This window comes from Branchiibius hedensis (genome assembly GCF_900108585.1).
In the GTDB taxonomy this organism is placed as follows: domain Bacteria; phylum Actinomycetota; class Actinomycetes; order Actinomycetales; family Dermatophilaceae; genus Branchiibius; species Branchiibius hedensis.
In genome coordinates this window covers 2,160,435-2,184,987 of sequence record NZ_UESZ01000001.1, presented here as the reverse complement: position 1 = coordinate 2,184,987, position 24,553 = coordinate 2,160,435, and the positions used below count along the sequence as shown (strand labels likewise).

18 protein-coding genes and 1 pseudogene are annotated in these 24,553 nt (G+C 67.8%); 13 read left to right on the top strand and 6 right to left on the bottom strand.

The features are described 5' to 3' along the window. The first annotated feature begins 57 nt into the window (after positions 1 to 57). Positions 58 to 2,031 carry an OPT family oligopeptide transporter gene (locus DR843_RS10625; RefSeq protein WP_245934087.1) on the top strand — a complete coding sequence of 658 codons (1,974 nt, stop codon included), beginning with the start codon at positions 58 to 60 and terminating at the stop codon, positions 2,029 to 2,031. Positions 2,032 to 2,070: 39 nt separating this feature from the next. Here the strand turns inward: DR843_RS10625 and DR843_RS10620 are convergent, their stop codons facing one another. Next, a complete protein-coding gene (locus DR843_RS10620) occupies positions 2,071 to 4,281 on the bottom strand; it encodes a GNAT family N-acetyltransferase (RefSeq protein ID WP_170119834.1) in 2,211 nt (736 codons plus the stop codon). Between the two features lie 115 nt (positions 4,282 to 4,396). Here DR843_RS10620 and secA point away from each other — a divergent pair, with 115 nt between their 5' ends. Beyond that, positions 4,397 to 7,141, top strand: coding sequence for a preprotein translocase subunit SecA (secA, locus tag DR843_RS10615; RefSeq protein WP_109685673.1), 2,745 nt, complete (start codon positions 4,397 to 4,399; stop codon positions 7,139 to 7,141). Positions 7,142 to 7,152: 11 nt separating this feature from the next. Here the strand turns inward: secA and DR843_RS10610 are convergent, their stop codons facing one another. Further along, positions 7,153 to 7,716, bottom strand: a complete 564-nt coding sequence (locus tag DR843_RS10610) for an Rv3235 family protein (RefSeq protein WP_109685671.1) — start codon at positions 7,714 to 7,716, stop codon at positions 7,153 to 7,155. Continuing rightward, the gene (locus DR843_RS10605; protein ID WP_109685669.1) at positions 7,713 to 8,540 is read right to left on the bottom strand and encodes a LysM peptidoglycan-binding domain-containing protein; all 828 of its coding nucleotides are present in this window, start codon (positions 8,538 to 8,540) and stop codon (positions 7,713 to 7,715) included. The genes DR843_RS10610 and DR843_RS10605 overlap by 4 nt, the downstream gene beginning before the upstream one ends. A gap of 98 nt (positions 8,541 to 8,638) precedes the next feature. Here DR843_RS10605 and DR843_RS10600 point away from each other — a divergent pair, with 98 nt between their 5' ends. Further along, positions 8,639 to 9,181: a hypothetical protein gene (locus DR843_RS10600; protein WP_109685667.1), complete on the top strand. Its 543-nt coding sequence runs from the start codon at positions 8,639 to 8,641 to the stop codon at positions 9,179 to 9,181. A gap of 58 nt (positions 9,182 to 9,239) precedes the next feature. On the opposite strand, the gene DR843_RS10595 is transcribed toward DR843_RS10600, so the two are convergent. After that, a complete protein-coding gene (locus DR843_RS10595) occupies positions 9,240 to 9,476 on the bottom strand; it encodes a helix-turn-helix domain-containing protein (protein WP_109685665.1) in 237 nt (78 codons plus the stop codon). Positions 9,477 to 9,636: 160 nt separating this feature from the next. On the opposite strand from DR843_RS10595, the gene DR843_RS10590 reads away from it, so the two are divergent. From DR843_RS10590 to DR843_RS10580, 3 genes are read left to right on the top strand one after another with little or no spacing between them, the layout of a single operon-like run. Then, on the top strand, positions 9,637 to 10,338 hold the full coding sequence (locus DR843_RS10590; protein WP_109685663.1) for a CpaB family protein: 702 nt from the start codon (positions 9,637 to 9,639) through the stop codon (positions 10,336 to 10,338). Further along, a complete protein-coding gene (locus tag DR843_RS10585) occupies positions 10,335 to 11,591 on the top strand; it encodes a CpaE/TadZ family protein (protein WP_109685661.1) in 1,257 nt (418 codons plus the stop codon). The genes DR843_RS10590 and DR843_RS10585 overlap by 4 nt, the downstream gene beginning before the upstream one ends. 21 nt (positions 11,592 to 11,612) lie before the next feature. Continuing rightward, positions 11,613 to 12,047: a DUF6912 family protein gene (locus DR843_RS10580; RefSeq protein ID WP_109685659.1), complete on the top strand. Its 435-nt coding sequence runs from the start codon at positions 11,613 to 11,615 to the stop codon at positions 12,045 to 12,047. Here the strand turns inward: DR843_RS10580 and DR843_RS10575 are convergent. Continuing rightward, positions 12,044 to 12,541 (bottom strand): DUF2505 domain-containing protein, encoded by a 498-nt coding sequence (locus tag DR843_RS10575; RefSeq protein WP_109685658.1) that lies wholly within the window; start codon positions 12,539 to 12,541, stop codon positions 12,044 to 12,046. The genes DR843_RS10580 and DR843_RS10575 overlap by 4 nt on opposite strands. Before the next feature lie 108 nt (positions 12,542 to 12,649). On the opposite strand from DR843_RS10575, the gene DR843_RS10570 reads away from it, so the two are divergent. The 3 genes and pseudogenes from DR843_RS10570 to DR843_RS10565 all read left to right on the top strand — a co-directional run bounded on the left by DR843_RS10570 (position 12,650) and on the right by DR843_RS10565 (position 18,948). Then, positions 12,650 to 17,449 (top strand): NAD-glutamate dehydrogenase, encoded by a 4,800-nt coding sequence (locus DR843_RS10570; RefSeq protein WP_109685656.1) that lies wholly within the window; start codon positions 12,650 to 12,652, stop codon positions 17,447 to 17,449. A gap of 18 nt (positions 17,450 to 17,467) precedes the next feature. Continuing rightward, positions 17,468 to 17,758, top strand: a pseudogene (locus DR843_RS20850) (histidine kinase N-terminal domain-containing protein); the annotation flags it as partial. 104 nt (positions 17,759 to 17,862) lie between these two features. After that, positions 17,863 to 18,948 (top strand): sensor histidine kinase, encoded by a 1,086-nt coding sequence (locus DR843_RS10565; RefSeq protein WP_342767177.1) that lies wholly within the window; start codon positions 17,863 to 17,865, stop codon positions 18,946 to 18,948. Between the two features lie 7 nt (positions 18,949 to 18,955). Here DR843_RS10565 and DR843_RS10560 read toward each other — a convergent pair whose 3' ends face one another. Beyond that, on the bottom strand, positions 18,956 to 19,204 hold the full coding sequence (locus tag DR843_RS10560) for a WhiB family transcriptional regulator (protein ID WP_109685654.1): 249 nt from the start codon (positions 19,202 to 19,204) through the stop codon (positions 18,956 to 18,958). 328 nt (positions 19,205 to 19,532) lie between these two features. On the opposite strand from DR843_RS10560, the gene DR843_RS10555 reads away from it, so the two are divergent. The 4 genes from DR843_RS10555 to DR843_RS10540 all read left to right on the top strand — a co-directional run bounded on the left by DR843_RS10555 (position 19,533) and on the right by DR843_RS10540 (position 24,553). Beyond that, the gene (locus DR843_RS10555) at positions 19,533 to 19,931 is read left to right on the top strand and encodes a hypothetical protein (RefSeq protein WP_109685652.1); all 399 of its coding nucleotides are present in this window, start codon (positions 19,533 to 19,535) and stop codon (positions 19,929 to 19,931) included. Continuing rightward, positions 19,928 to 21,163: a DUF2207 domain-containing protein gene (locus tag DR843_RS10550; RefSeq protein WP_109685650.1), complete on the top strand. Its 1,236-nt coding sequence runs from the start codon at positions 19,928 to 19,930 to the stop codon at positions 21,161 to 21,163. The genes DR843_RS10555 and DR843_RS10550 overlap by 4 nt, the downstream gene beginning before the upstream one ends. Positions 21,164 to 21,276: 113 nt before the next feature. Continuing rightward, positions 21,277 to 23,133 (top strand): DUF2207 domain-containing protein, encoded by a 1,857-nt coding sequence (locus tag DR843_RS10545; protein WP_109685648.1) that lies wholly within the window; start codon positions 21,277 to 21,279, stop codon positions 23,131 to 23,133. Positions 23,134 to 23,176: 43 nt separating this feature from the next. Continuing rightward, positions 23,177 to 24,553: an FAD-binding oxidoreductase gene (locus DR843_RS10540; protein ID WP_245934086.1), complete on the top strand. Its 1,377-nt coding sequence runs from the start codon at positions 23,177 to 23,179 to the stop codon at positions 24,551 to 24,553.

The following is a 24,553-nucleotide window of genomic DNA, read 5'->3' as shown; positions in this document are numbered from 1 at the left end:
CCCACCCCGGTTTGGGGGTGGGCGCGTGCACGTATGCGCGGTCATAGGGTGAGGAAGGTGACCACCAGCACCGAAACCCCCAAGGCAGCAGGTCAGGTTCGCGAACTTACCGTCCGCAGTGTGATTCTCGGCGGCATCATCACGCTGGTCTTCACCGCGGCCAACGTGTACCTGGGTCTGAAGGTCGGCCTGACCTTCGCCACCGCCATCCCCGCGGCCGTGATCTCCATGGCGGTCCTGCGCTATTTCGCCGATCACTCGATCGTCGAGAACAACATCGTGCAGACCATCGCCTCTGCAGCCGGAACCCTGTCAGCGATCATCTTCGTGCTACCCGGGCTGATCATGATCGGCTGGTGGACCGGCTTCCCGTACTGGATCACCGTGGCCGTCTGCGCGGTGGGCGGAACGCTCGGGGTGATGTACTCCATCCCGCTGCGGCGTGCGTTGGTGACCGGCTCCGACCTGCCCTACCCCGAGGGTGTCGCCGGCGCCGAAGTGCTCAAGGTCGGCGACAGCACCGGCGGCGCCGAGGAGAGCAGGGCCGGTCTACGGGTCATCGTTATGGGTGCGGTCTCCGCAGCGGCCTTCTCGCTGTTGGCATCGCTGAAGGTGGTGAGCAACTCGTTGGCCACGGCCTTCCGGGTCGGCTCGGGCGGCACGATGTTCGGCGCCATCCTCTCCCTGGCGCTGATCGGCGTCGGCCATCTGGTCGGCATCACCGTTGGGATCGCGATGCTCGTCGGCCTGATCATCTCCTTCTTCGTCCTGCTGCCGATCCGGACCAGCGGCAAGGTCCCCGCCACCGGCGACATCATGGACACCGTCAGCGGCGTCTTCTCCTCCGACGTGCGGTTCGTCGGTGCCGGTGCGATCGCCGTCGCTGCCGTGTGGACCTTGCTGAAACTGATCGGCCCGGTCGTGCGCGGGGTGGTGGAGGCGGTCGCCTCGTCCCGCGAGCGGCGTACGGGCCATGAGGTGGACATCACCGAACGGGACATCCCGATCCAGATCGTCGCCGCCGTCTCGGTGCTCTTCCTGATCCCGATCGGGCTGCTGCTGTGGGACTTCGTCAAGGACACCGCTCTCGCAGGCAGCGCGGGCGGCATCATCGCGGTGAGTGTCATCTTCGTTTTGGTGGCCGGGCTGCTGATCGCGGCGGTGTGTGGCTACATGGCCGGGTTGATCGGTTCGTCGAACAGCCCGATCTCCGGCGTCGGGATCCTGGTCGCGATCACCGCCGCGTTGCTGATCAAAGTGACCTACGGCGGAGCGAGCGGTAACGAGTTGGAGGCGCTGGTCGCCTACACCCTCTTCACGACCGCGGTGGTCTTCGGTGTGGCGACCATTTCGAACGACAACCTGCAGGACCTCAAGACCGGTCAGCTCGTCGGGGCTACGCCCTGGAAGCAGCAGGTGGCGTTGATCATCGGAGTGGCCTTCGGGTCGCTGATCATTCCGCCGGTGCTGGAGCTGATGCAGACCGCCTTCGGTTTCCAGGGCGCTCCCGGGGCCAAAGCAGATGCGCTGGCCGCGCCGCAGGCGGCGTTGATCTCCGCACTGGTCAAGGGCGTCTTCGGTGGGTCCCTGAACTGGTCGCTGATCGGGCTCGGCGTGCTGATCGGTGCGGCGGTGATCGTGGTCGATGAGGTGCTGGGTAAGACCACGAAGAACCTGCGCCTGCCACCGCTTGCCGTCGGGATGGGGATGTATCTGCCGATGGCGCTGACCCTGATCATCCCGATCGGTGCCTTCCTTGGCCGGATCTACGACAACTGGGCCGCGCGGGGACCGAACGCGGAGTTCCGCAAACGACTGGGCATCCTGATGGCGACCGGTCTGATCGTGGGGGAGAGCCTGTACGGCGTGGTCTTCGCCGGGATCGTGGCGGCCACCGGCAACGACGAACCGTTGGCGATCGTGGGCGATGGGTTCGCCACGGTCGCCAACTGGTTGGGGGTCATCGTCTTCGCCGGGTTGATCGCCTGGCTCTACGCCCGAACCCGCAAGACCGCAGCCGACGCGAGCTAGCCGACCGCGGGCTAATGCGGTCTGCCGAGGTGGCGAGACTCAGCTGTCGGCCGCACGGTCGAAGGCCAGCAGGTCCACCGTGCTGCCGTCGCCGAGCAGTTCGCGGCGGTGCCAGGCACCGACCGGTTGATAACCCGCGGCCCGGGCAACCCGGATCGACGCCTCGTTACCCTCCGCGATCTGCACCGCCAGGTGCCGGAAACCGCCCTCGGCGAATGCCCAGCGGGTGATCTCGCCCAACGCGGCGCTCATCAGGCCCTTGCCGCGCGCGTCGGGGTGCATCCAGTAACCGATCTCGGCCTCGTCGTTCTCGATGTTCTGGATCCCGATAGCGCCCTGGAGCAAGTCCTCCCCAGGCGCGCAGATCGCCCACCAGATACCCCAGCGAGCTCGATCGATCAGCGACCGACTGGCCATCCGCTCGCGGTATTCCTGCACGTCCGGCAAGGGCCCGGTCCGGTTGAACCAGAAGCGCGTCTGCGCGTCGTCGGCGGCCTCCCGGGCCCGCTGCGCGTCGCGGGCGGAGGTCGGCCGCAACAAGACCCGCTCGGTCCGCAAGGTTGGCGGCGGTACGGCGCGCTGGGCCTGCCGATCGTCGCTCGCCAGCAACTCGAAGAAGGTCCCGTCGGAGGCGGTGCCGTCCATCCGCGTCCAGTTCTGACGGTCGTTGCCCCACTGCACGAAGCCGGCGCGCCGCAGGACGTTCTGCGAAGCGATGTTGTCCGAATCGGTGCCGGCGTGCAGCCGGGTGAAGCCGCCCTCGGCGAACGCCCAGCGGACGACCTCTTCGACCGCTTCGTCGACGTAGCCGTGACCGCGGGCGTTCGTGTGCAGCCAGTAGCCCAGTTCGGCGTTGCCCTTGACGTTCTCGTCGAAGCCGAAGAGCAGGATGTCGCCGAGCGGTTCGTCGGTGCCGGCGTCGGCGATGCACCAGCAGACGATCTCGCCGCTGTCGGTGAAGCGCCGCCGCCGGGCGAACCACTGATCCCATGGCAGCGCCGGCCCGGGCTGGGCATTGGCGGGCATGAACCGCTCGCTGATCTCGTCCCGCTCCTGCCCCGGCCGCGGTGCGTCGTCGATCCGCCACGGCCGCAGCCGCAAGCGAGCCGTCTCCAACACCGGAGCGACCCGCGGCGAAACCCGTTGTGCCGCACGGTCGTCCGAAGCGGACAGCTCGAACTGGACGGCGCTGCTGACCCTCGTGCCGCCGTACGTCAGGGCGTCCTTCTCGGTGCCGATCTGCCGGAAACCGACGCGGCGCAGCACCCGCAACGAGGCGGCGTTGTCCTGGTCGGCACCCGCTTCGAGGCGCTGCAACCCCAGGTCGCCGAACGCGTGCGGGATGAGTAACTCCAGCGCCTTCCCGAGCACACCGCGACCGCGCGCCGAGGGATGCAGCCAGTAGGCGACGCGCGCGCCCCCGAGCCGGTCGCGGCGGGCGAGATTGAGCAGCCGGATGCCACCTAGGGGGCGATCATCGACGTCCGCGATACACCAGAAGATCGCGTCGCCGCCCGCCATCCGCTCCCGCTGGCTGGTCAGAAAGTCGTCGAACGAACCCGGGCCGGGCATCGGCTGGCCCATGAACCGCACCGTTTCTGCGTCGTCGGTCTGCACCGGAGCGTCCGACTCCCGCCAGGGCCGCAGCCGGATCCCGTCGCCCTCCAGCACCGCGGGCTCGTACCAGGGCAACCTCGGCTCGCCAGGATCCGTGGCGTGCCGGTGCCCGAGCCAGGTGCCCGCCACGTCCCCCTCGCCCACCGGGTGACTGGCCGGCCAGGTGCCGTCCACGGTGAACCCGTTGGCCCACGCGACCCGGCGCGAGGCCCAGTTGCCGACCGCGGCGCGCCACAGGACCGTGCCCAGCCCGAGGCCGTCGTACGCGTAATCGAGCACCGTGCGCACCGCCTGGGTCATCAGACCCTGCCCGCGGTACGCCGGGTGCAGGCTGAAGCCGATCTCTCGGGTCCCCGGGGCGACCAGTTTGAGATTCACCGACCCGGCGAACTGCCCGTCGACGTCGATCGCCCAGGCCAGGATCGAGTCGTCCCGCCAGCCCGCCGCCACGGAGTCCAGGAACGCGATGGCCTGCGGCTCGGCGTACGGGCTGGGTAACGGCACGAACCGGCGCATCCGCTCGTCGGTGCACATCGCCACGATTGCCGGTACGTCGCGCGAGGAGTGTGCGCGCAGCGTCACCCCCGCGCCGCGCAGGAGGGGGACGGTCGCGGCGAGATAGGCATCATCCACCCCTGAAGGCAACCACGCGACGTACCGCCAGCGCACCCGGTTATGTGCTGGGAACGGTGATCCGGCCCACGCCCGTTAGTCTTGGTAGGTCTGTCCACCCATTGCAGGAGAGCTTGTGCCCAAGGTTGTCGAGAAGGTGCTGCGTGCCGGCGAAGGCCGCACCCTCAAGAAGTTGCAGGCGATCGCGAACCAGGTGAACCTCCTCGAGGAGGACTTCGAGGCGCTGTCCGATGAGGAGTTGCGCGAGGAGACGGACAAGTTCAAGAAGCGGCTCGCCGACGGGGAGACCCTCGACGCGTTGCTGCCCGAGGCCTTCGCGGCGGTCCGCGAGGCCAGTAAGCGCACCATCGGCAAGCGGCACTTCGACGTGCAGATCATGGGTGGCGCGGCGCTGCACCTGGGCAACGTCGCTGAGATGCGCACCGGTGAGGGCAAGACCCTGGTGGCGACCCTGCCGAGCTACCTGAACGCCCTGGAAGGCAAGGGCGTGCACGTCGTCACCGTCAACGACTACCTGGCCGGGTACCAGTCGGAGTTGATGGGCCGCGTGCACCGCGCCCTCGGTCTGGAGACCGGCGTGATCCTGGCCAGCATGACCCCCGACCAGCGGCGGGTCGAATACGCCAAGGACATCACCTACGGCACCAACAACGAGTTCGGCTTCGACTACCTGCGCGACAACATGGCCTGGTCGACCGACGAGCTGGTCCAGCGTGGTCACCGTTACGCCATCGTGGATGAGGTCGACTCGATCCTGATCGACGAGGCGCGCACGCCGCTGATCATCAGCGGCCCGGCCGACGCGGCGACCAAGTGGTACGTCGAGTTCTCCAAGATCGTGCAGCGACTGGACCGTGCGGAGAAGGACAAGGACGGCAAGCCCGGTCGCGGCGACTACGAGGTCGATGAGAAGAAGAAGACCGTCGGCATCCTCGAACCCGGCATCGAAAAGGTTGAGGACCTGCTGGGCATCGACAACCTCTACGAGGCCGCGAACACCCAGTTGATCGGGTACCTCAACAACGCGATCAAGGCCAAGGAGCTGTTCAAGAAGGACAAGGACTACGTCGTCATGAACGGCGAGATCCTGATCGTCGATGAGCACACCGGCCGCATGCTCGCCGGTCGTCGCTACAACGAGGGCATGCACCAGGCGATCGAGGCCAAAGAGGGCGTCGAGATCAAGAACGAGAACCAGACGCTGGCGACCGTCACGCTGCAGAACTACTTCCGGATGTACGACAAGTTGTCCGGTATGACCGGTACCGCCCAGACCGAGGCGGCCGAGCTCTACCAGATCTACAAGTTGGGTGTCGTCACGATCCCGACCAACAAGCCGATGATCCGTAAGGACCAGGCGGACCTGATCTACCGCACCGAGGAAGCCAAGTTCGCGGCAGTCGTCGAGGACATCGTCGAACGGCACCACGAGGGCCAGCCGGTGCTGGTTGGTACGACCAGTGTCAACAAGAGCGAATACCTCTCAGAGCAGTTGCGCCGCAAGGGGATTCCGCACGAGGTGCTGAACGCCAAGCAGCACGAGCGGGAGGCGTCCATCGTCGCCGACGCCGGTCGCAAGGGTGCGGTGACCGTCGCCACCAACATGGCCGGTCGAGGCACCGACATCATGCTCGGCGGCAACCCGGAGTTCATCGCGGTCGCCGCGTTGAAGAAGCAGGGTCTGGACCCGGAAGACACCCCGGATGAGTACCAGGCGGCGTGGGACGAGGCGCTGAAGAAGGCCGAGAAGGCCGTGGAGAAAGCCAGCGAGGAAGTCACCGAGCTGGGCGGCCTGTACGTGCTGGGCACCGAGCGGCACGAGTCGCGCCGTATCGACAACCAGTTGCGCGGTCGCGCCGGCCGTCAGGGTGACCCGGGGGAGAGCCGGTTCTACCTGTCGCTGCAGGACGATCTGATGCGGCTGTTCAACGCCGGTCTGGTCGACCGGTTCATGGCCGGCGCCGGGATGGACGACGACGTCCCGCTGGAGTCCAAGATGGTGTCCCGCTCGATCCAGAGCGCACAGACCCAGGTCGAGAGCCAGAACTTCGAGATCCGCAAGAACGTCCTGAAGTACGACGACGTCCTGAACCGGCAGCGCGAGACGATCTACCGCGAGCGGCGTCAGGTGCTCGAGGGTGTCGAACTCGAGGAGTCCGTGCGCGGTTTCATCAACGACACCATCGACGCCTACGTGGAGGGCGCCACCGCCGAAGGCTTCTCCGACGACTGGGACCTGGACGCGTTGTGGAGTGCGTTGAAGGACCTCTACCCGGTCTCGATCACGCTGGCTGAGTTGGAAGAGGAAGTCGGTGGCCGCGCGGGGATCACCGCCGAGCATCTCGCCGAAGAACTGCGCTCCGACGCCCAGCACGCCTACGACGCGCGCGAGGCAGCGCTGGGGGAGAAGGTCACCCGGGAGGTCGAGCGTCGGGTCATCCTGACCGTCCTTGACCAGCAGTGGCGTGAGCATCTCTACGAGATGGACTACCTCAAGGAGGGCATCGGGCTGCGGCAGTTCGCCCAGCGCGACCCGCTGGTGGAGTACCAGCGTGAGGGCTTCCTGCTCTTCGATGCGATGAATGACGCCATCAAGGAAGAAACCGTCCGGCTGCTGTTCAACGCGCAGATCGACCCGGCTGAGGTCGAGGCCTCGTTGCCGGAGCCGAAGGAGGAGCACCTGACGATGGTGGCTCCGAACGAGGACGGCGAAGCGGAGTCGTACGCGATGGACGAGGAGGGCCGCGCGGTCGCGCAGGAGGGCAAGTTGTCCCGCCAGCAGCGCCGGGCCAAGGCTCGCTCGGACAAGAAGACGGACAAGAAAGCCCCCGCGAAGTCGAAGGCGTCGACCAAGTCCTGACGCGGCGTACGTCAGCCGATCTGCAGGGCGGTCACCAGCCAGCGCCCGTCCACCCCGGACAGGCGTGCGGCTACCGCACGTACCCGGCCCTCGTGCTGGACCACCAGGGAGACCTCGGCGACGCCGTCGGCCGGTTCGCACGCGCGGCTGCGCAGGACCGAGGACCGGCCCAGCGGCCGGGTGCCCCGGCGTTGGGCGAGGGTGTAGCGCCGCGCGACCATTTCCCGGGGCGCCGTGTCCAGCCACCGGGCGAGCTGGCTGACCGGGCGCAAGCCGGTGGTGCACTCCAGGACCGCGCCGATGATCTGCGTGGCCCAGACGCCCGGCTCGGGTAGCTCACTGCGGTGGGTTGCCTGCGGGCCGAAGAGTGGGTCCTCGCCGGACTCCCGGAAGTCGATCGCGAGCGACGATTGCACGTACGCCGATCCGCGGCGCCCGGTGCGCGCGGCCTGGTCGGCGAACAGCTGGGTGACCGTCGCCGTCTCCAACGGTTCTGGTTCGGCGCTGGGTGCCGGCACCACGCGCAGCGGCGGGAACTGGTCGTATGGCTGGGCGGCGTGCGGTGTCGTGCTCATCGTTCCCCCTGGGTGGTGTGCGCGGTCGGTGCGGTGTCTGGGATGTGCAGGCGTTGGCCGACCAGGAGCAGGTCGGGGTCGGGTCCGATGACGGCCCGGTTGGCGGCGTACCAGTGCGGCACGGCGGCTGCGATGACGGCTGGATCGTGGGTGTGCAGGTGCCGGGAGATCAGCGACCAAAGGCTGTCACCGCGGTGGACGACGACCTGATCTGAGTCCGTGCGGGTAGGGCAGCCGGCGATCAGCCGGGCGCCAGCGGCGCATCGTTGGCTGGCCGGTGACGGCGCCGGGGTGACCCACCCGGGCTGGGGGATGTCCGCAGCTGCTGGCGCGCTCGGTGGGCCGGCAGGAGCGGTCGCGACGGGCATCGGCACGTCCATCGCGCTGGGCTGCTCGGCGACGGCCAAGGGCGCGGACCGGGTGGTTCCGGGCGGTAGCGGGCTCGCCATGGCCGTCGTGGTCGGCACCGTGCCCAGCGCACCGGCTCCGGTCAACGCGAGCAGAACGGCGGCGACGTGGTGCCGACCCGCGCGCCGGCCGCCGGGGCGCGGGTCCGCAGCCGCCCGGCCGCCCCCACCGGCGCGGACGATCTCCCAGCTGGCCGCCGCGGACGCTGCCGCCAACCAGAGCAGGAGCGGCACCAGGCAGGTCAGCAGGACGTGCAGGAACAGCGTCATGGGAGCGGATACCTCGCGGACGTCGACTGCGAGTCCGCGCGCCGCAGCGGCACCCAACGGGAAGGCTCCGGCGATCGACGCGACGGCGATAACGCAGCCCAGGCCGCTGGCCAGCCAGGTGCGCTCTGCGTGCGGCCCTTCGTTCATAAAAGACATTCAAGCGCATTAAAAGGCATCAAACGACATTAAAAGTGACTGAATGTGGATAACCGCACTGCGGATCGTCGGGACCGTAGGTTGCTGGCATGCGGTGGGAGGACTTGTTCGACGACCTCGAGGCCCAGTGGCTGCGCGAGCAGCGGGCGGAGCAGGATGCGCTGCTTCCGCAGCTGGTGCGCGCCGAACGAGCCGCCGTCGCGTGGACCGACCGGGTCGCGACATCCATCGGCCGGTCGATGACCGTTGCCACCGCCGCTCAACGGGTCACCGGCGTCCTGCTGGACCTCGGCGCGGACTGGCTACTGATGGAGGAGCAGCGCCGCTCGGCGCTCATCCCGGCGGCCGCAGTGCTCGGGATCTCCGGCCTTGATTACCGCAACCGGTCGGAAGTCTCCCGCGGGCGACGGATCGGGATCGGGACCGCGCTGCGCGGAATCGCCCGTGATCGCAGCGCGGTGACCGTCCATGACACTGCAGGCGGTCTGACCACGGGGTCGATCGACTGGGTGGGCGCGGACCACTTCGACATCGCCGAACACCCCGCCGACGCGGTCCGACGACCGGATGCCATCACAGGTCGTCGGATGATCCCCGTCGCGGCGGTATCGGTCATCCGCCGCGCTGACTGACACCGCCGTTCGTGACCGGGAAGGGTCACACGGGTGTCGACGCGGTTCGCTGGGTCGGTCAGTTCTGCGACTCGTCGAACTCCGGGTCAGAGGCCAGGGTCCCGTCGGCGACCTGCTGGCGGGTCGCGGCGTACGCCCGTTTGATGTACGCCTCCAACTCCTCGGCCTCGATCCGCCAGGAGCGGCCCACTTTGATCGCTGGCAGCTCACCGGTCGTGACCAAGGAGTAGGCCTGGCGGACGGAGATGTTGAGGATCTCGGCAACATCGTTGATCTGGAGGAATCGGGCCGGCATGACCCCATTCTGGCCGAACCCCGTCTTTAACACTTCCTTACCTGTGGATAGCCCAGCGCGTCGGGCGCGGCGTGCCACGATCGGTCGCAAGCGGGCTGGGGAGGTCCGGCAGGTGCCCCCACACAAGAGGCCCTGCGGCTAATCGGCGAAGGGAGCGACCATGTCGCTGACACCAACACGGGCGCGCGCAGCGACGACCGAGGATCGGGACGCTGCTTTGCCGACGCCTCGCGCGGGACGGTTGCAACGGCCCTCGTGGCGGGACGGCCGGTTGATTGCGGGGATTCTGCTGGTTCTGCTGGCGATGATCACCGGTGCCCTGACGTTGCAGCACTTCAATCACTCCGTGACGGTGTTGCAGGCCAGCCACACGCTGGAGCCAGGTGATCAACTGGGCACGGGTGACGTGACCGCTGTCGACGTGCGATTGGACTCCCCGCAGACCTACCTCAGCGCCATCCCGACCGACGGAGCCGGCCGCGTGGTGCGGGAGGTGCGGGAGGGTGAGTTGATTCCCCGTACGGCGATCGGCGACGCTGCAGCACTGCAGGTGCGGGCCATCGCCGTGCCGGTCACCGGCGCCTCCGCGGCGACCCTGCAGCGCGGGTCGAGTGTTGATGTCTGGGTCTCCGAACGCCAGTCCGACGCGACCGGCACCACCTCGTACAAAGCACCACAGCGACTCTTGGAACGGGTCTCGGTGGCGTCGGTGCCCAGCAGCGGTGACGGTCTGAGCGGTGCCACCGGCGACCCTGCGGTCCAGGTGATGGTTCCGCAGGATCAAGTGGCGGCGCTGCTAGCGGCGATGAACAGCGGCGGCAAGGTCGACCTGGTCCCGGTGAGCGCCGGATCTGCGCCATGACCCACGACCTCACAGTCGTCACGGCGATCGGGCCGGCGCAGGAGGCCGCAGTCGCTGAGTACCTCTCGGCCGCGAGTGACATCACGCTGGTCCGACGCTGCGCCGACCTCGGCGACCTCCTGGCGGTGGCCGAGGCCGCGCGCGTGTCGGTGGCCGTGGTGTCGGCCGGGTTCCCGGGCCTTGATCGGTCCGCCATCGCCCGGCTACGCGAGTACGGCGTCATCGTGGTCGGGGTTGTCTCGCCCTGGGACGATCACGATGCGCTGGCAGCCTGGGCGGTGCCGAGCGCATCCTTGTCGGCCGGCCCGCAGGAGTTGCTGGCGCTGGTGCGGGCGGCCGAGGTGCCCGACGGCGCGCAGCCGGCGCTTGAGGCCGACGTGCCGGAAGACCCGCCGCCTGCCGGTTCCGGGGAGGACTGCGAGGACGGCATCGTCGTGGTCGTCTGGGGTCCGCCCGGCGCCCCCGGGCGAACGACGCTGGCGGTCAATCTGGCCGCCGAGCTGGCTGCGGGCGGGGTGTCCACCCTCTTGGTCGACGCCGACACCTATGCGGCCAGCGTCGCCCAGCACCTGGCCCTGCTCGACGAGGCGCCCGGGGTGGCAGCGGCGACCCGGCTGGCCGACGCGGGCCGGTTGGACGTGCGGTCGTTGGCCGCTGTCGCGCCCGTCGTCCTGCCCGATCTGCGCGTGCTCACCGGCTTGCCGCGGGCGGATCGCTGGCCAGAGGTACGCGACGAGAGCTTCACCCATGTCTTGCAGGTGGCTCGTGGCCTGGTCGCGGTCACCGTGGTCGATGTGGCCGCGCCGCTGGAAGAGGACGAGGACCTCAGCTACGACACCCGTGCGCCGCGACGCAACGCAGCGACCCTGGCCGCATTGCGAACCGCCGATCGGATCATCGCCGTCGGAGCCGGCGATCCGGTCGGTTTGCAACGGCTGGTCCGCGGCCTCGCCGACCTTGCTGCGATCGGTAAGAACGACGCCGAGGTGGTGGTCACCAAGGTGCGCACCAGCGCCGTCGGATCACACGCGGAGTCGGTGATCGCCGACTCCCTGGACCGGTTTGCAGCGGTCACGGCCACGGCGTTCGTGCCGGACGACCGGGCCGCTCTGGACGGTGGGTTGCTGGCCGGTCGGGTGCTTCGGGAGTGCGCCCCGACGTCACCGGCCCGACGTGCGATCGCCGATCTGGCAACCCGGTTCGGGGCCGTCGCGCCCCGCAGCCGACGCCGCCGGCTGGGTCGGCGCGGTTGACCGCCGTGGCACGATGACCGCGTGACCACGGGACGTGTCTATCTGCCGACGAGCCTCGACCGCCTGATCGCGTTGCGCGACGAGCGCCGCATCGAGGGACCGCTGATCGCGTACGCCCCTTCTCCCGCCCTCGCAGCGGCCGTCGGAGGCAACCCCGATGAGGAAGAGTTGGAGTACGCCGCGATCCAGGAAGCCGCGGTCGTCACCGCCGCGCTGGGGGACGATGTGGTTGCGGCAATAGACGTCCCCAGTGGCGAGCTCACGCAAGCGATCGAACAGAGCGGACCGGGGGATTCCCCGGCCGCAGTGCGCTTCACCGGCCCGATCCTGTTGCGGCAGGTCGCCAGCCTGCACCGCCTCGACCCGCCGGGCGAGCGCGACGCCGACACCGATCTTGATCTGTCCTGGTACGACGTGACGGAGCTGGCCGCGCTCGTGGCCGATCTGGCCGGCTAGCCAGCCAGGTAGGCGCGGCCCTGTTTCTCCTCGACCTTGAACCCGTGCAGCAGGGCGGGCGCGACGGCACCTTCGATGCGCCCGCCGACGAACGGCATCGAGCAGCGCACGTCGCCGGAGAGACTGAGCTCACTCCCGTCGCCGCCCGGCTTCAGAGAGCACGGCCCCTCGAAGCTGACCGGCTTGTCGCGGACCTCGATACGGGTGGTGCCGGTCCGTGAACCGTCGGCTGCGGCCGCACCCCACCGTTGCTGGATCACGACGTCCAACTGATCGCCGACCATTGCTTTGAACGCCGAGGGAGCACCGTCGGTCGACATGGTCCGCACGGTGTCGATCACCGTGTCGGATCCGTCCTGCGTGACGGCTGCCGTGACGGCCACAGCACCGGTCGCATCGCCGGTGGCGTGCTGGAACGACTCGTCGGTCAACATCGTGAAGACGGTCGCAGGGTCGGCCGGCAAGGTCCAGGAATGTTCGATGTGTTTGGCCACGGCACGCAGCCTACGCGGGGCGGGTGCGCCGCTGCGTGAGCTGGCGCCTATCGTTGATCGGGACCGACAACGAGGTCGGTCGCGATCGAGCGTGCGAAGGTGCGTGCTATGCCTGCGGTGAACTCCGCGACCGTGTCGGCTTCCGACCAGTCGGTTTCTGAACAACTGGTATCGAGCTACTTCGAGCACACCGCTGCCGAAGACTTCCAAACCCTCAGCCCACCGGACGTTTCCGGCATCGTGCGGTCACATCTGGCGCTCGCGCGCGAACGCCGACCCGGGACGACCAACGTCGAGGTCTTCACCCCGCACCCGGACTCCGACGGGTGGGGCCGGGGCCTGGTGGTCGCCCAGATCGTCACCGACGACATGCCGTTCATCGTCGACACGGTGCTCGCGGCGCTCAGCCGCGCCCAGCGCTCGGTGCGGTTGCTGGTCCACCCGCAGTTCGACGTACGTCGATCGGCCAGTGGCGAACTGGAATCGGTCACGGCCGCCGCCGACGACGGCGACGACGCGACGATCCGGGAGTCGTGGTTGCACGTCGAGTTCGCCCGGGGTCGCACGGTCGCCGACGACGAGGAACTCCAGCAGACGCTGGCCCAGGTCATGGCCGATCTGCACGCTGCCGTCGAGGACTGGCCGCAGATGCGAGAACGCTGCTGGGAGCTTGCCGGTTCCGTGGCCGAGGAGGTCGGAACACGGGTCGATGAGGACCAGATCCGGCAATGCGTGGAGATGCTGCGCTGGCTCGCCGACGACAACTTCACCTTCATCGGGTATCGCGATTACCGGTTGGCGCAGCGCGACGGCATGGATGGCCTGGCGCCGGTCGAGGGCAGTGGCCTCGGTGTCCTGCGGGATGACCACCCGGACAGCTTCCGACCGTTGACACCCGAGGCGGCGCGTACCGCGCACGACCCGCGGTTGCTGACGATCACCAAGGCGAACTCGCTGTCCACGGTGCACCGGTCGGCGCACCTCGACTACATCGGCGTGCGGGTCTTCGATGATGCAGGTGCAGTGATCGGCGAGCGACGATTCATCGGTTTGTTCGCGGCCCGCGCCTACAACGAGACCGTGCGTCGGGTGCCCGTCGCCCGCGACAAGGTCGAACAGGTCCTAGCGGCAACGGGTTACGCCGCGGACAGCCATGACGGACGAGACGTGCTGCAGACGCTGGAGACCTATCCGCGTGATGAGGTGCTGCAGGCAGACGTCCCGCACTTGGTGCACGTCGCGCAGGTCGTGTCCCGGTTGAAGGAGCGCCGCTGCGCCGGGGTCCTGCGCCGCGACGACGAGTTCGGTCGCTTCGTGTCGGTCGTGGTCTACGTGCCGCGTGACGCCTACGACACCACGTTGCGCTTGCGGATGACCAAGGTGCTGCAGGAAAGCTACCGTCCGCGGCACATCGAGCACGAGATTCGGCTCAACGACGCTGACCTTGCCTACGTGCACTTCGTGGTCTGGCTCGGGCAGGAGCGGCCCGCGCCGATCAGCGACCAGGACTTCGATGATCGGCTGCTGCGCAGCGTCCAGACTTGGGGCCAGCATTTCGCGGCCCTGGTGCGTGACCAGTACGGCGACGAGGCGGCGGCCCGGATCACCGCTGATTACGTGCACGCGTTCCCCGAGGCCTACAAGGAAGACTTCACAGCGGCGCAGGGGCTGGCTGACCTGCAACGGATCGAGGCGTTGGACGGGCCGGACCCCGCGCTCTTCGCGCTGTACCGCGAGAGCGGTAGCGATCCGCGCGAGCGCCGGTTCAAGATCTTTCGCCGGGACCGGCTGATCCTGACCGACGTCGTGGGTATGTTCACCGACTTCGGAGTCGAGGTCACTGACGAGCGGCCCTACTCGATGCGGCTGCCGGACGGTTCGGCGGTGTGGATCTACGACATCGGTCTGCGGTCACAGTCGCCGACGGCGTGGGGCGGCGAGGACGCCGACCAGGTCAAGGTCGTGCGGGGCCGGTTCGAGGATGCGTTTGCCGCGGTGTGGGACCGCCGCGCCGACAGCGACCGGCTCGGCGGACTGGTGCTATCCGCGGGCCTGACCTGGCGACAGGTCGCGGTGCTGCGCACGGTGGGCCGCTATCTGCGCCAGACGGCCTTCTCCCTCAGTTACGGCTACATCCAGGACGCGCTGCTGGCCAATCCCGACCTGGCGGTGCTGCTGAGCGAGCTGTTCGAGCAGCGGTTCGATCCGGCGCTGCGTCTGGAAGCCGATGAGCGGGCGAGCCACCAGCACCGCACCCTGCAGCGCATCGACGCCGCGTTGACCGATGTCGCCAGCCTCGACCATGACCGCATCGTGCGAGCGATCCGTGGCGTCGTGCGAGCGACCCTGCGCACCAACGCTTTCCGACCCGACTCGCGGGTGATCGCGCTGAAGCTGGATTGCCATGGGGTGCCGGATCTGCCTGAGCCGATCCCGATGTTCGAGATCTGGGTGCACGGTCCCGACGTGGAAGGTGTGCACCTGCGATTCGGCAAAGTGGCGCGGGGCGGGTTGCGCTGGAGCGACCGGCGCGACGACTTCCGCACCGAGATCCTGGGTCTGGTCAAGGCGCAGATGGTCAAGAACGCGCTGATCGTGCCCACGGGCGCCAAAGGCGGTTTCGTGGCGCGTCACCTGCCCGACCCCAGTGACCGTGACGCGTTCAACGCGGCGGGAGTGGCGGCGTACCAGCAGTTCATCGCCTCGCTCCTGGAGGTGACCGACAACCTGGTCAGCGGCGTCGTGGTCCCGCCTCGTGACGTCGTGCGCTACGACGACGACGATACCTACCTGGTGGTGGCGGCCGACAAGGGCACCGCGACCTTCTCGGACATCGCCAACGGCATCGCACGCGAGAACGGCTTCTGGCTCGATGACGCGTTCGCATCCGGTGGTTCGGCCGGCTACGACCACAAGGCGATGGGGATCACCGCGCGCGGCGCCTGGGAGTCGGTGAAGCGACACTTCCGTGAGATGGGAGTCGACACCCAGACCCAGGAGTTCACCGCCGCCGGTATCGGCGACATGAGCGGTGACGTCTTCGGCAACGGGATGCTGCTGTCGGAGCACCTGCGATTGGTCGCGGCCTTCGATCACCGCCATGTCTTCCTGGACCCCGACCCGGATGCCGCCTCCTCCTACGCCGAGCGTCGCCGGTTGTTCGAATTGCCCCGCTCCAGTTGGGATTCCTATGACCGGCAACTGATTTCAGCTGGTGGTGGGGTCTATCCGCGGACCGCCAAGTCGGTGCCGATCAGCGATCAGGTACGCCGCGCGCTCGGCCTGGGCGATGACATCACCGCCCTGACCCCGGCCGAGCTGATCCGGGCCATCCTGCGCGCACCGGTCGATCTGCTCTGGAACGGTGGGATCGGCACCTACGTCCGGTCCTCCCTAGAGACCGACGCGCAGATCGGCGACCGCACCAACGATGCTGTCCGGATCAGCGCAGATCAGTTGCGCTGCAAGGTGATCGGGGAGGGTGGCAACCTCGGGTTGAGCCAGCTCGCGCGGATCGAGGCGGCGCAGAACGGTGTCCGGGTGAACACCGACGCCATCGACAACTCCGCCGGTGTCGACACCTCCGACCACGAGGTCAACATCAAGATCGCGGCTGCCGGGCTGGTCCGCGACGGGTCGTTGGAACTGAGTCAGCGCGATGAGCTGCTCGCCTCGATGACCGACGAGATCGCCCACCAGGTACTGCGGGACAACTACGAGCAGAACGTCCTGCTGGGCAACGCCCGCGCGCAGGAGCACGCCATGCTGCCGGTGCACCGCCGGTTCATGGCCGCGGTACCGGGTTTGGACCGGGAGTTGGAGTTCCTACCCTCGGACGAGGCGCTGGACCAGCGGGACCGGGCCGGTCACGGCTTGTGTTCACCGGAGTTCTCGGTGCTGGTCGCCTACGCGAAGCTGGACGCGAAACGGCAACTGCTGCAAACGAATCTGCCGGACGACCCGTGGTTCGAAGCGACCTTGAGCGGCTACTTCCCAGCGGCGATGCGGCGCTACGACCAGGCCATCGCCGCTCACCCGCTGCGCCGGGAGATCGTGACGACCTGCGTGGTCAACGACTTGGTCAATCGCGGTGGCATCACGTTCGTCTTCCGCGCCCAGGAGGAAACGGGGGCGACGGCCGACCAGATCGCACGGGCTTTCGTGATTGTCCGCGAGGTCTTCGGGATGCGCGAACTGTTGGCCCGGATCGAGGCCACGGACAACGTGGTGTCGACGGACACACAAACGCGGATGTACCTGGAAGTGCGGCGCCTGCTGGATCGGGCCACTCGCTGGTTCATCCACAACCGCCCTGCTGATGGGTCCATCGCGCAGGAGATCGAACGATTCCGCCCGGTGGTGTCGGCGCTGCGGCCACGGGCGCAGGACTTCCTGCGCGGTAGCGAGCACGATCGCTGGGCGACCAACGCCGACCGGTTGCGCCAGGACGGAGTGCCGCAGGATCTGGCCGACGAGATCGCCGCCCTGCTGGACGCCTACTCGTTGCTCGACATCGCCCGGCGCTCGCAGATCACCGATACCGACCCGGCAGAGGTGGCCCGCACCTATTTCGCGTGTTCCGAGCGCCTGCAGATCGACCGGTTGCTGCACGCCGTATCGGCGTTGCCGCGTGACGATTTGTCCGATGCCTTGGCCCGTAGTGCGCTTCGCGAGGACCTCTACGGCGTCCTGGACTCGTTCGTCGACGTGGTGCTGCGATCGACCGACCAGACTCCGGATCGGGTCGACCAGTGGGCCACGACCCACCAGGCAGGAGTCGAGCGCGCGGCGCGGGCCGTGGCGGTGCTGCCGCCCCGCTCTGCGGAGCCGCCCACACTGGCACAGGTACTCGTCGCGCTGCGCGCGCTGCGTTCGGTGGCGACGGTAGGGGACTCGCACACCGGATAGGGCGCATAGGCTTTCGGTGTGCCGTCCCTGCATGAGGTCATCGACGAACAACAGACCGGGCTTGAACCCTCGCAGGCGGAGTGGCTGCACTCGTTGGTCGGCGACTGGCAGTTGCTGGCCGACCTGTCCTTCGCTGACTTGGTGCTGTGGTTACGCCGGGAGGACGGCATCTGGATCGCCGGAGCGCATGTGCGACCCACGACGGGCGTCGGCGTCTTCCTGGAAGACCTCGTGGGCGCGCAGCTGCCGGAGGTGCGGCGCGCGGCGGTCGATGAGGCGTTCGAGACCCGGACCATCATGCGTTCGCGCAGCACGACCTGGCGCGATGACGTCCCGGTCCGGGAGGAGATGATTCCGGTCGTCTGTCGGGGGAACCGATCGCCGTACTCTCCCGGCACACCAACATGGCCGCGATGCGCACCCCCAGCCGCCTCGAGGTCACCTATCTGGCGACGGCGGACGCTCTGGCTCGGATGGTCGCCGCCGGTGCGTTCCCGCACCCCCAGGACGCCCCGACCGCCTCCCGGGGCACGCCACGGGTCGGGGATGGCGTGCTGCGCCTGGACGCCGACGGCGTCGTGCGCTACGCCAGCCCGAACGCCGTGTCGGCGATGAACCGCTTGCGGTACGTCGGTCCGATCGTCGGCGTGCGCCTCACCGCCGCGCTGGGGGAGGTACTGCCCGACCGGGGTCCGGTGGACGAGGAACTCATGGTCACGTTGTCCGGGAAAGTCTTCTGGCAGACCGAGATCCAGTCCCGCTCGGCGTACGTCGCGGTGCGCTCGATCCCGTTGACCGAGAACGGCCGACGGATCGGTGCGGTCCTGTTGGTCCGCGACGTCAGCGAGTTGCGCCGGCGCGAGCGGGAGCTGCTCACCAAGGACGCAACCATCCGGGAGATCCATCACCGGGTGAAGAACAACCTGCAGACGGTCGCGGCCGTGCTGCGCCTGGAGGCCCGGCGCCTTCCGGATCCGAGTGCGCGCGCGGCGCTGGAGAACGCCGTACGCCGGGTGGGCACGATTGCGACGGTGCACGAGACGTTGAGCTTCGGGCTGCAGGAGACGGTGCCGTTCGATGATGTCGCCAGCCGCACGGTGCGTCAGGCGATCGACCTGGCCAACCGCACCGAGACCCGGGTGCGCGGGGAGGTCATCGGGCAGTTCGGCACGCTGACGCCCGAGGACGCGACGTCGCTGGCGATGGTGCTGGCCGAGTTGGTGCAGAACGCCGTCGAGCATGGGTTCAAGTACGACGGCGGCACCGTCACCGTACGGGTCGATCGTCGGCCCGGTCCGGACGAGGAGATCCTGACGATGGATGTGCAGGATGACGGCGCCGGGTTGCCCGACGGTTTCGAGCCCGGCCAGGGCGGCCTGGGCAACCAGATCGTGTTGTCGCTGGTGCAAGATCTGCGCGGCACGATCCGCTGGGAGCGGGTCGAGCCGCACGGCACGCGGGTGCGGCTCACCGCACGCCTACGGGCGATCCGGCGGTAGTGGCCGGTCAGCCGGCCCGGCGGGCCCGGGCGTTGCGCCGCTTGAGCGCGCGGCGCTCGTCCTCGGACATGCCACCCCACACGCCCGCATCCTGACCCGACTCCAGGGCCCACTTCAAACAGGTGTCGACGACAACGCATCGCCGACAGACTTTCTTCGCTTCTTCGATCTGGGCGATCGCTGGGCCGGTGTTCCCGATCGGGAAGAACAGCTCAGGATCCTCATCCAGACACGCAGCGCGGTCGCGCCAATCCATCAAGTAGCTCCTTGCACATAGTCGAACGTGCGCGAGCGCACGGAACGACGTCGGTCCGTTAGGTCTAGTGGTCCGTCGCGTGGACGATCCGGCGGGTGATGCTGCGCCGTGGATCGCTCTACGTTTCACAGCCGCGGGTGCGGCCTCCATCCGCAATAACGCGCGCTACGGCATACCTGTTCCAATCCTCACCGGTAGCCCCAGATGTCACAAGGGCTTTGGTGCAGAAATTCGTTATCGAACATGAGGTGTTGGTCACATGACCAAGTTCTGCGTACGCCGATCTCGCGGTTCTGGGGCGCGATGACCGGTGCATTAGGGTCAAGACATGTCCGAGCGCCAGCCGGTGAGTGCGACCCGGCCGGTCGCCGCCCTTCTGTTCTTCCAGGTCGCCTTGCTGGTGGCAGGTGCGGTCTGGGTGCTGATCGCCGACCTCGGCGATGGCCGTCAGCAAACGGGTCAGACGATCGGTGAGACCGTCATGATCCTCGTGCTCGCGGCGTGCGCCGCCGCGTTGGCTATCGCGGTGCGCCGCGGTTGGGATCTGGCCAAGACACCCGTCCTGTTGTGGGGCGGCATGGTCGCGTTGTGCGGCCTGACCCTCGCCACCGCTGGAGCGCCGGTGCTCGGAGTGGTGGTCGGCCTGCTGGGTCTGGCCACCATCGCCGCCGGGAGCCGGTTGCGACGGTACGTGGAGGAGCCCGCGGCCCCGGGTGAGCGGCGATGAGTGACGCCGTGCTCGCACTGCTGCTGGCGATCGGGCTGCCCGCGCTCAGCGCCGCGGCGATGTATCTGTATCTGCGTGCCGACGGCGGATCGCAGCAGTACGCAGGAGTCACTCCCGGGCTGATCCCGACCGATGTCGACACCGCGCAGATCACCCGCGCCGGTGGCACCCCGATCCCGGTGCAGTTCAACCCGCCGCCGGCGTCGGCTGGGCTGGTGGGCACGCTGCTCACTCAGCGGGCCCGACCGCGGGAAGTCAGTGCCACCGTCGTTGACCTGGCTGGACGTGGCTACCTGACGATGCGCCAGGTCCCGGCCGCGGATGGGGTGCCCGCCGACTGGTGGTTCACCCGCACCGAGCCGGCCGTCCCGTCTCCGCTGGCGGATTACGAGCAGACCATCCTTGACGGACTCTTCGAGCAGGGGTCGCCGGTGGCGATGTCGGCCCTGCGTACGACGTTCGGTCGCCTGTCCGCGAAGGCGATGGGTGAACTCGAGCGGGAGACACTGCACCGGGGCTGGTTCAGCCGGCCGCCGCAGGAGGCGCAGGCCGGAGTGCGCGGGTTGTCGACCATCCTGATCGTCCTTGGCTTTATCGCTCTCTTCCTGACTGGCAACCAGCACTTCGGCCCAGCCGGCATCGGTGCGGCCGTGGGGTTGCTGGGTTCGGGTGCCGTCATCGCGTACGGCGCTCGGCGGGTGGGTGCGCGCACGGCGCAGGGCACGGCGATCGCCGTACAGGCCCTGGGTTTCCGCCGGTACCTGGAAACAGCGGAGGCCAGTCAGATCCGGTTCGAGGAAGCCGCCGGCATCTTCAGCAAGTACCTGCCCTACGCGATCGTGTTCAACCTGGCCGATCACTGGGCCAAGGTCTTCGGCGATGTGGCGCGCGCTGCACAGGCGGAAGGTTTCGATGTTGCGACGCCGACCTGGTTCGTCGCGGACGATGTGTCGCTGTTGACCTTCAGCATGTTGGCGTTCTCGATGGACGACTTCATGGGCGACGCGATGTTCGGGGATGACGGTGGCGGCGACTTCGGCTCCGGCGACGGCGGTTGGGGTGATGGGGGTTCCGGCGACGGCGGGCCCGGTGGCGACGGTGGTTTCGGCGACAGTGGTTCGGGCGACGGTGGTGGCTGGTTCGGCGGCGATGGCGGCTCCGGCGACGGCGGTGGCTGGTTCGGCGGCGATGGTGGGGGCGGTTTCGGTGACTTCGGTGGTTTCGGCGACTGACGAAGTAGTCGATGAGGCGCTAGCCGAGTCGGCGATGAGGCGCGTCGGATTTGTTTCGCGAGTGAGTCTGGTTTGGGGATTGAACCGAGGTGACCGCGCACTAGGGTGAGGCCATGCGTGGGGTGCGAATACTGGCCGTCATCGGAATGCTTGCTGCGCTGGTGTTCGGACCAGCCTCGATGGCTTCCGCCGCGACGGGGGAGCGGATCATCAGTTGGGTCAGCACGTACGACGTGAAGGCCGACGGCACTGCGCGCGTCACCGAGCAACTGACCTGGCAGTTCGCGCCGGGCCAGGATGCCCACGGCATCAAACGCTGGATCATCACCCGGCAGGGTTACGACCCTCAGCCGGACAAGTACCGCACGTATGACCTGGACGACGTGTCGGTGAGTAGTTCCACCGGCGCTCCGACCGAGGTGCAGCGCACGGAGTCCGGGGCCAACACGGTGCTGCGGATCGGCGATCCGAACACCACGGTCTCCGGGACGCAGAAGTACACGATCTCCTACACGCTGCACGGTGTGGTGAACAGGCAGGACAACGGCACGACCGAGTTCTACTGGAACGTCACCGGAGCCCAGGTCGCGGTCCCGATCGATTCGGTGCGCGTGACGGTGGCCGGTCCGGCCGCCAGCACCAAGGCAGCCTGTTACTACGGCGCTTCGAAGAGCACCAATCAGTGCCAGGCCAGCGCCGGTGGTGACGCGACGTTCTCTGCATCGAACCTGTCTGCCTATCAAGAGGTTTCGGTGGTGAGCGCCATGCCGACCGCTGCCTTCACCAACACCAACCCGATCCTGCGGGACGGTTCGGCGGATCAGGATGACAGCAGCGGGCTGACCCCCGACCAGAAGGCTGCGCTGGCCAAAGTCGGCGTCGCTGGTGGTGTCGCGCTGCCGGTCCTGGCGGCGGGCGGCATGGGCGCGTTGTTCTGGAAGCGTGGTCGTGACGAGCGGTACGCCGGCCTGACCCCTGGTCTGACCCCGACCGACGGTGAGGGTGAAATCGTGCGCGGGGGCAAGCAGCCGATCGCCGTGCAGTTCAGCCCCCCGGCCGGCGTGCGGCCCGGTCTGATGGGCACGGTCATCGACGAATCCGCGGACACCGTCGATGTCAGCGCCACGGTTGTCGACCTGGCGGCCCGCGGCTACCTGCGGATGCGGGAGGTCGAGCAGAAGGGTCTGTTCTCAGCCGGCGACTGGGAGTTGACCGCAACCCAGACTCAGGAGACCGAGCCCCTGTTGCAGTACGAGCAGGTGGTCCTGCGTGGTCTATTCAGCCAGGGATCCCCGGTCAAACTCTCCGACTTGAAGAATCACTTCGCGAGCACCCTGTCCAGTGCCAAGAGCGAGATGTACGCCGAGACGATCCAGCGCGGCTGGTTCCGGCAGAACCCGGCGGCCGTGCGGGCACGTTGGCAGATGCTCGGCGCGCTGCTGATCGGAGCCGCGATCGCCTCCTTCGTCTTCCTTGCCAACCTCGCGCTGGCGGCCATCGGACTGCCGATCGGTTTGGTTCTTGCCGGATTGATCGTGATGTTCATGGGCCGACGGATGGCATCACGTACGGCGCTCGGCAGCGCGATCACTGCGCAGTCCATGGGCTTCAAGCAGTACCTGGAAACGGCCGAGGCCGGGCAGATCAAGTTCGAGGAAGCCTCCCAGATCTTCAGCAAGTACCTGCCGTACGCCGTGGTGTTCGGTATCGCGGAGCGGTGGGCGAAGGTCTTCGGCCAGGTGGCGGAAGCAGCTGCAGCGCAAGGGCGTCCGATCGTCATGCCGATGTGGTACATCCCGATCAACCCAGGCTTCAACGGGTTTGAGAGTATCGGTAGTGGCGTCGATGCCTTCGGCACCGTTTCGGCCGGGACCTTCGTCAGTACGCCCGGTTCGTCCGGAGGCAGCGGCTTTGGTGGCGGCGGCTTCTCCGGTGGCGGTATGGGTGGCGGCGGTGCCAGCAGCTGGTAGGTAGAGTAGCTATGCAATCGGCGTAGCGGTGGAGGAGATCGGTGTGATCGGACAACAGGCGCACCTGACGGCTGTGCAACGGGTACGCGATCAGTTGGCGGCGTTGCCCAAGGACCAGCCGGTCCGGCTGGCCAAGAAGACCTCGAACCTCTTTCGCAACCGGGAGCGCATCACCAGTCCGGGGCTGGATGTCACCGATCTCAACCACGTCATCTCCATCGACCCCCAGCAGCAGACCGCGGACGTCCAGGGGATGACCACCTACGAGGATCTCGTCGCCGAGACTCTCCCGTTCGGATTCATGCCGTACGTCGTCCCGCAGTTGCGCACGATCACTCTGGGCGGAGCGGTCACCGGACTGGGTATCGAGTCCTCTAGTTTCCGGATGGGCCTGCCCCACGAGTCCGTTGTCGAACTGGATGTCCTCACCGGTGCCGGTGAGATCCTGCACGTGACCCCCGATGGCGAGCACGCCGACCTCTTCCGTGCTTTTCCGAATTCCTACGGTTCGCTTGGCTATTCGGTCCGGCTGCGGATCAAGCTGATGCCGGTGAAGCCGTACGTGCGACTGCAGCACGTCCGCTTCGATGACCTGGAGTCGTGTGTCTCGACCATGGACCAGATCGTCCAGACCGGCGAACACGACGGCCGGGCCGTGGATTTTTTGGACGGAGTCGTCTTCTCTCAGCACGAGGCCTACCTGGTGGTCGCCAGCTTTGTCGACCACGCGCCGTACGTCAGCGATTACACCGGCCAGCAGATCTATTACCGCTCGATCCAGCAGCGCGCCGACGACTACCTCACCACCGAGGATTACATCTGGCGCTGGGACACCGACTGGTTCTGGTGCGACGGGGCGCTCGGCCTGGGGCGGCCCATGGTTCGTCGCCTCTGGCCGGACCGGTACAAACGCAGCGACGTCTACAGCAAGATCATCCGGTTCGAGACCACGCACGGGGTCAAGGCCCGGATTGACCAGTGGCGGGGCAAGCCGGCCCGAGAGCGCGTCATCCAGGACGTCGAGGTGCCGATCGCGCGTACCGCCGAGTTCCTGCGTTGGTTCACGCAGAACGTCCCGATCAGTCCGGTGTGGCTGTGCCCGATGCGTCTTGTAGATCACACCGTGGAAGGGCAGCCGTGGCCCCTCTACCCGATGCGTACGGGCGAGACCTATGTCAATGTTGGTTTTTGGGCGACGGTGCCCATTATTGACGGAGCGCAGGACGGCGATGTCAACCGGCGCATCGAGCAGGCAGTCGGACAGTTCGACGGGCACAAATCGCTGTACAGCGACGCGTACTACGACGAAGACACCTTCTGGCAACTCTACGGCGGCGAGACCTACCAAGCGATCAAGAAGCGTTACGACCCCTCCGGCCGACTGCCGGACCTCTACACGAAGGCGGTGTTGCGCAAGTGA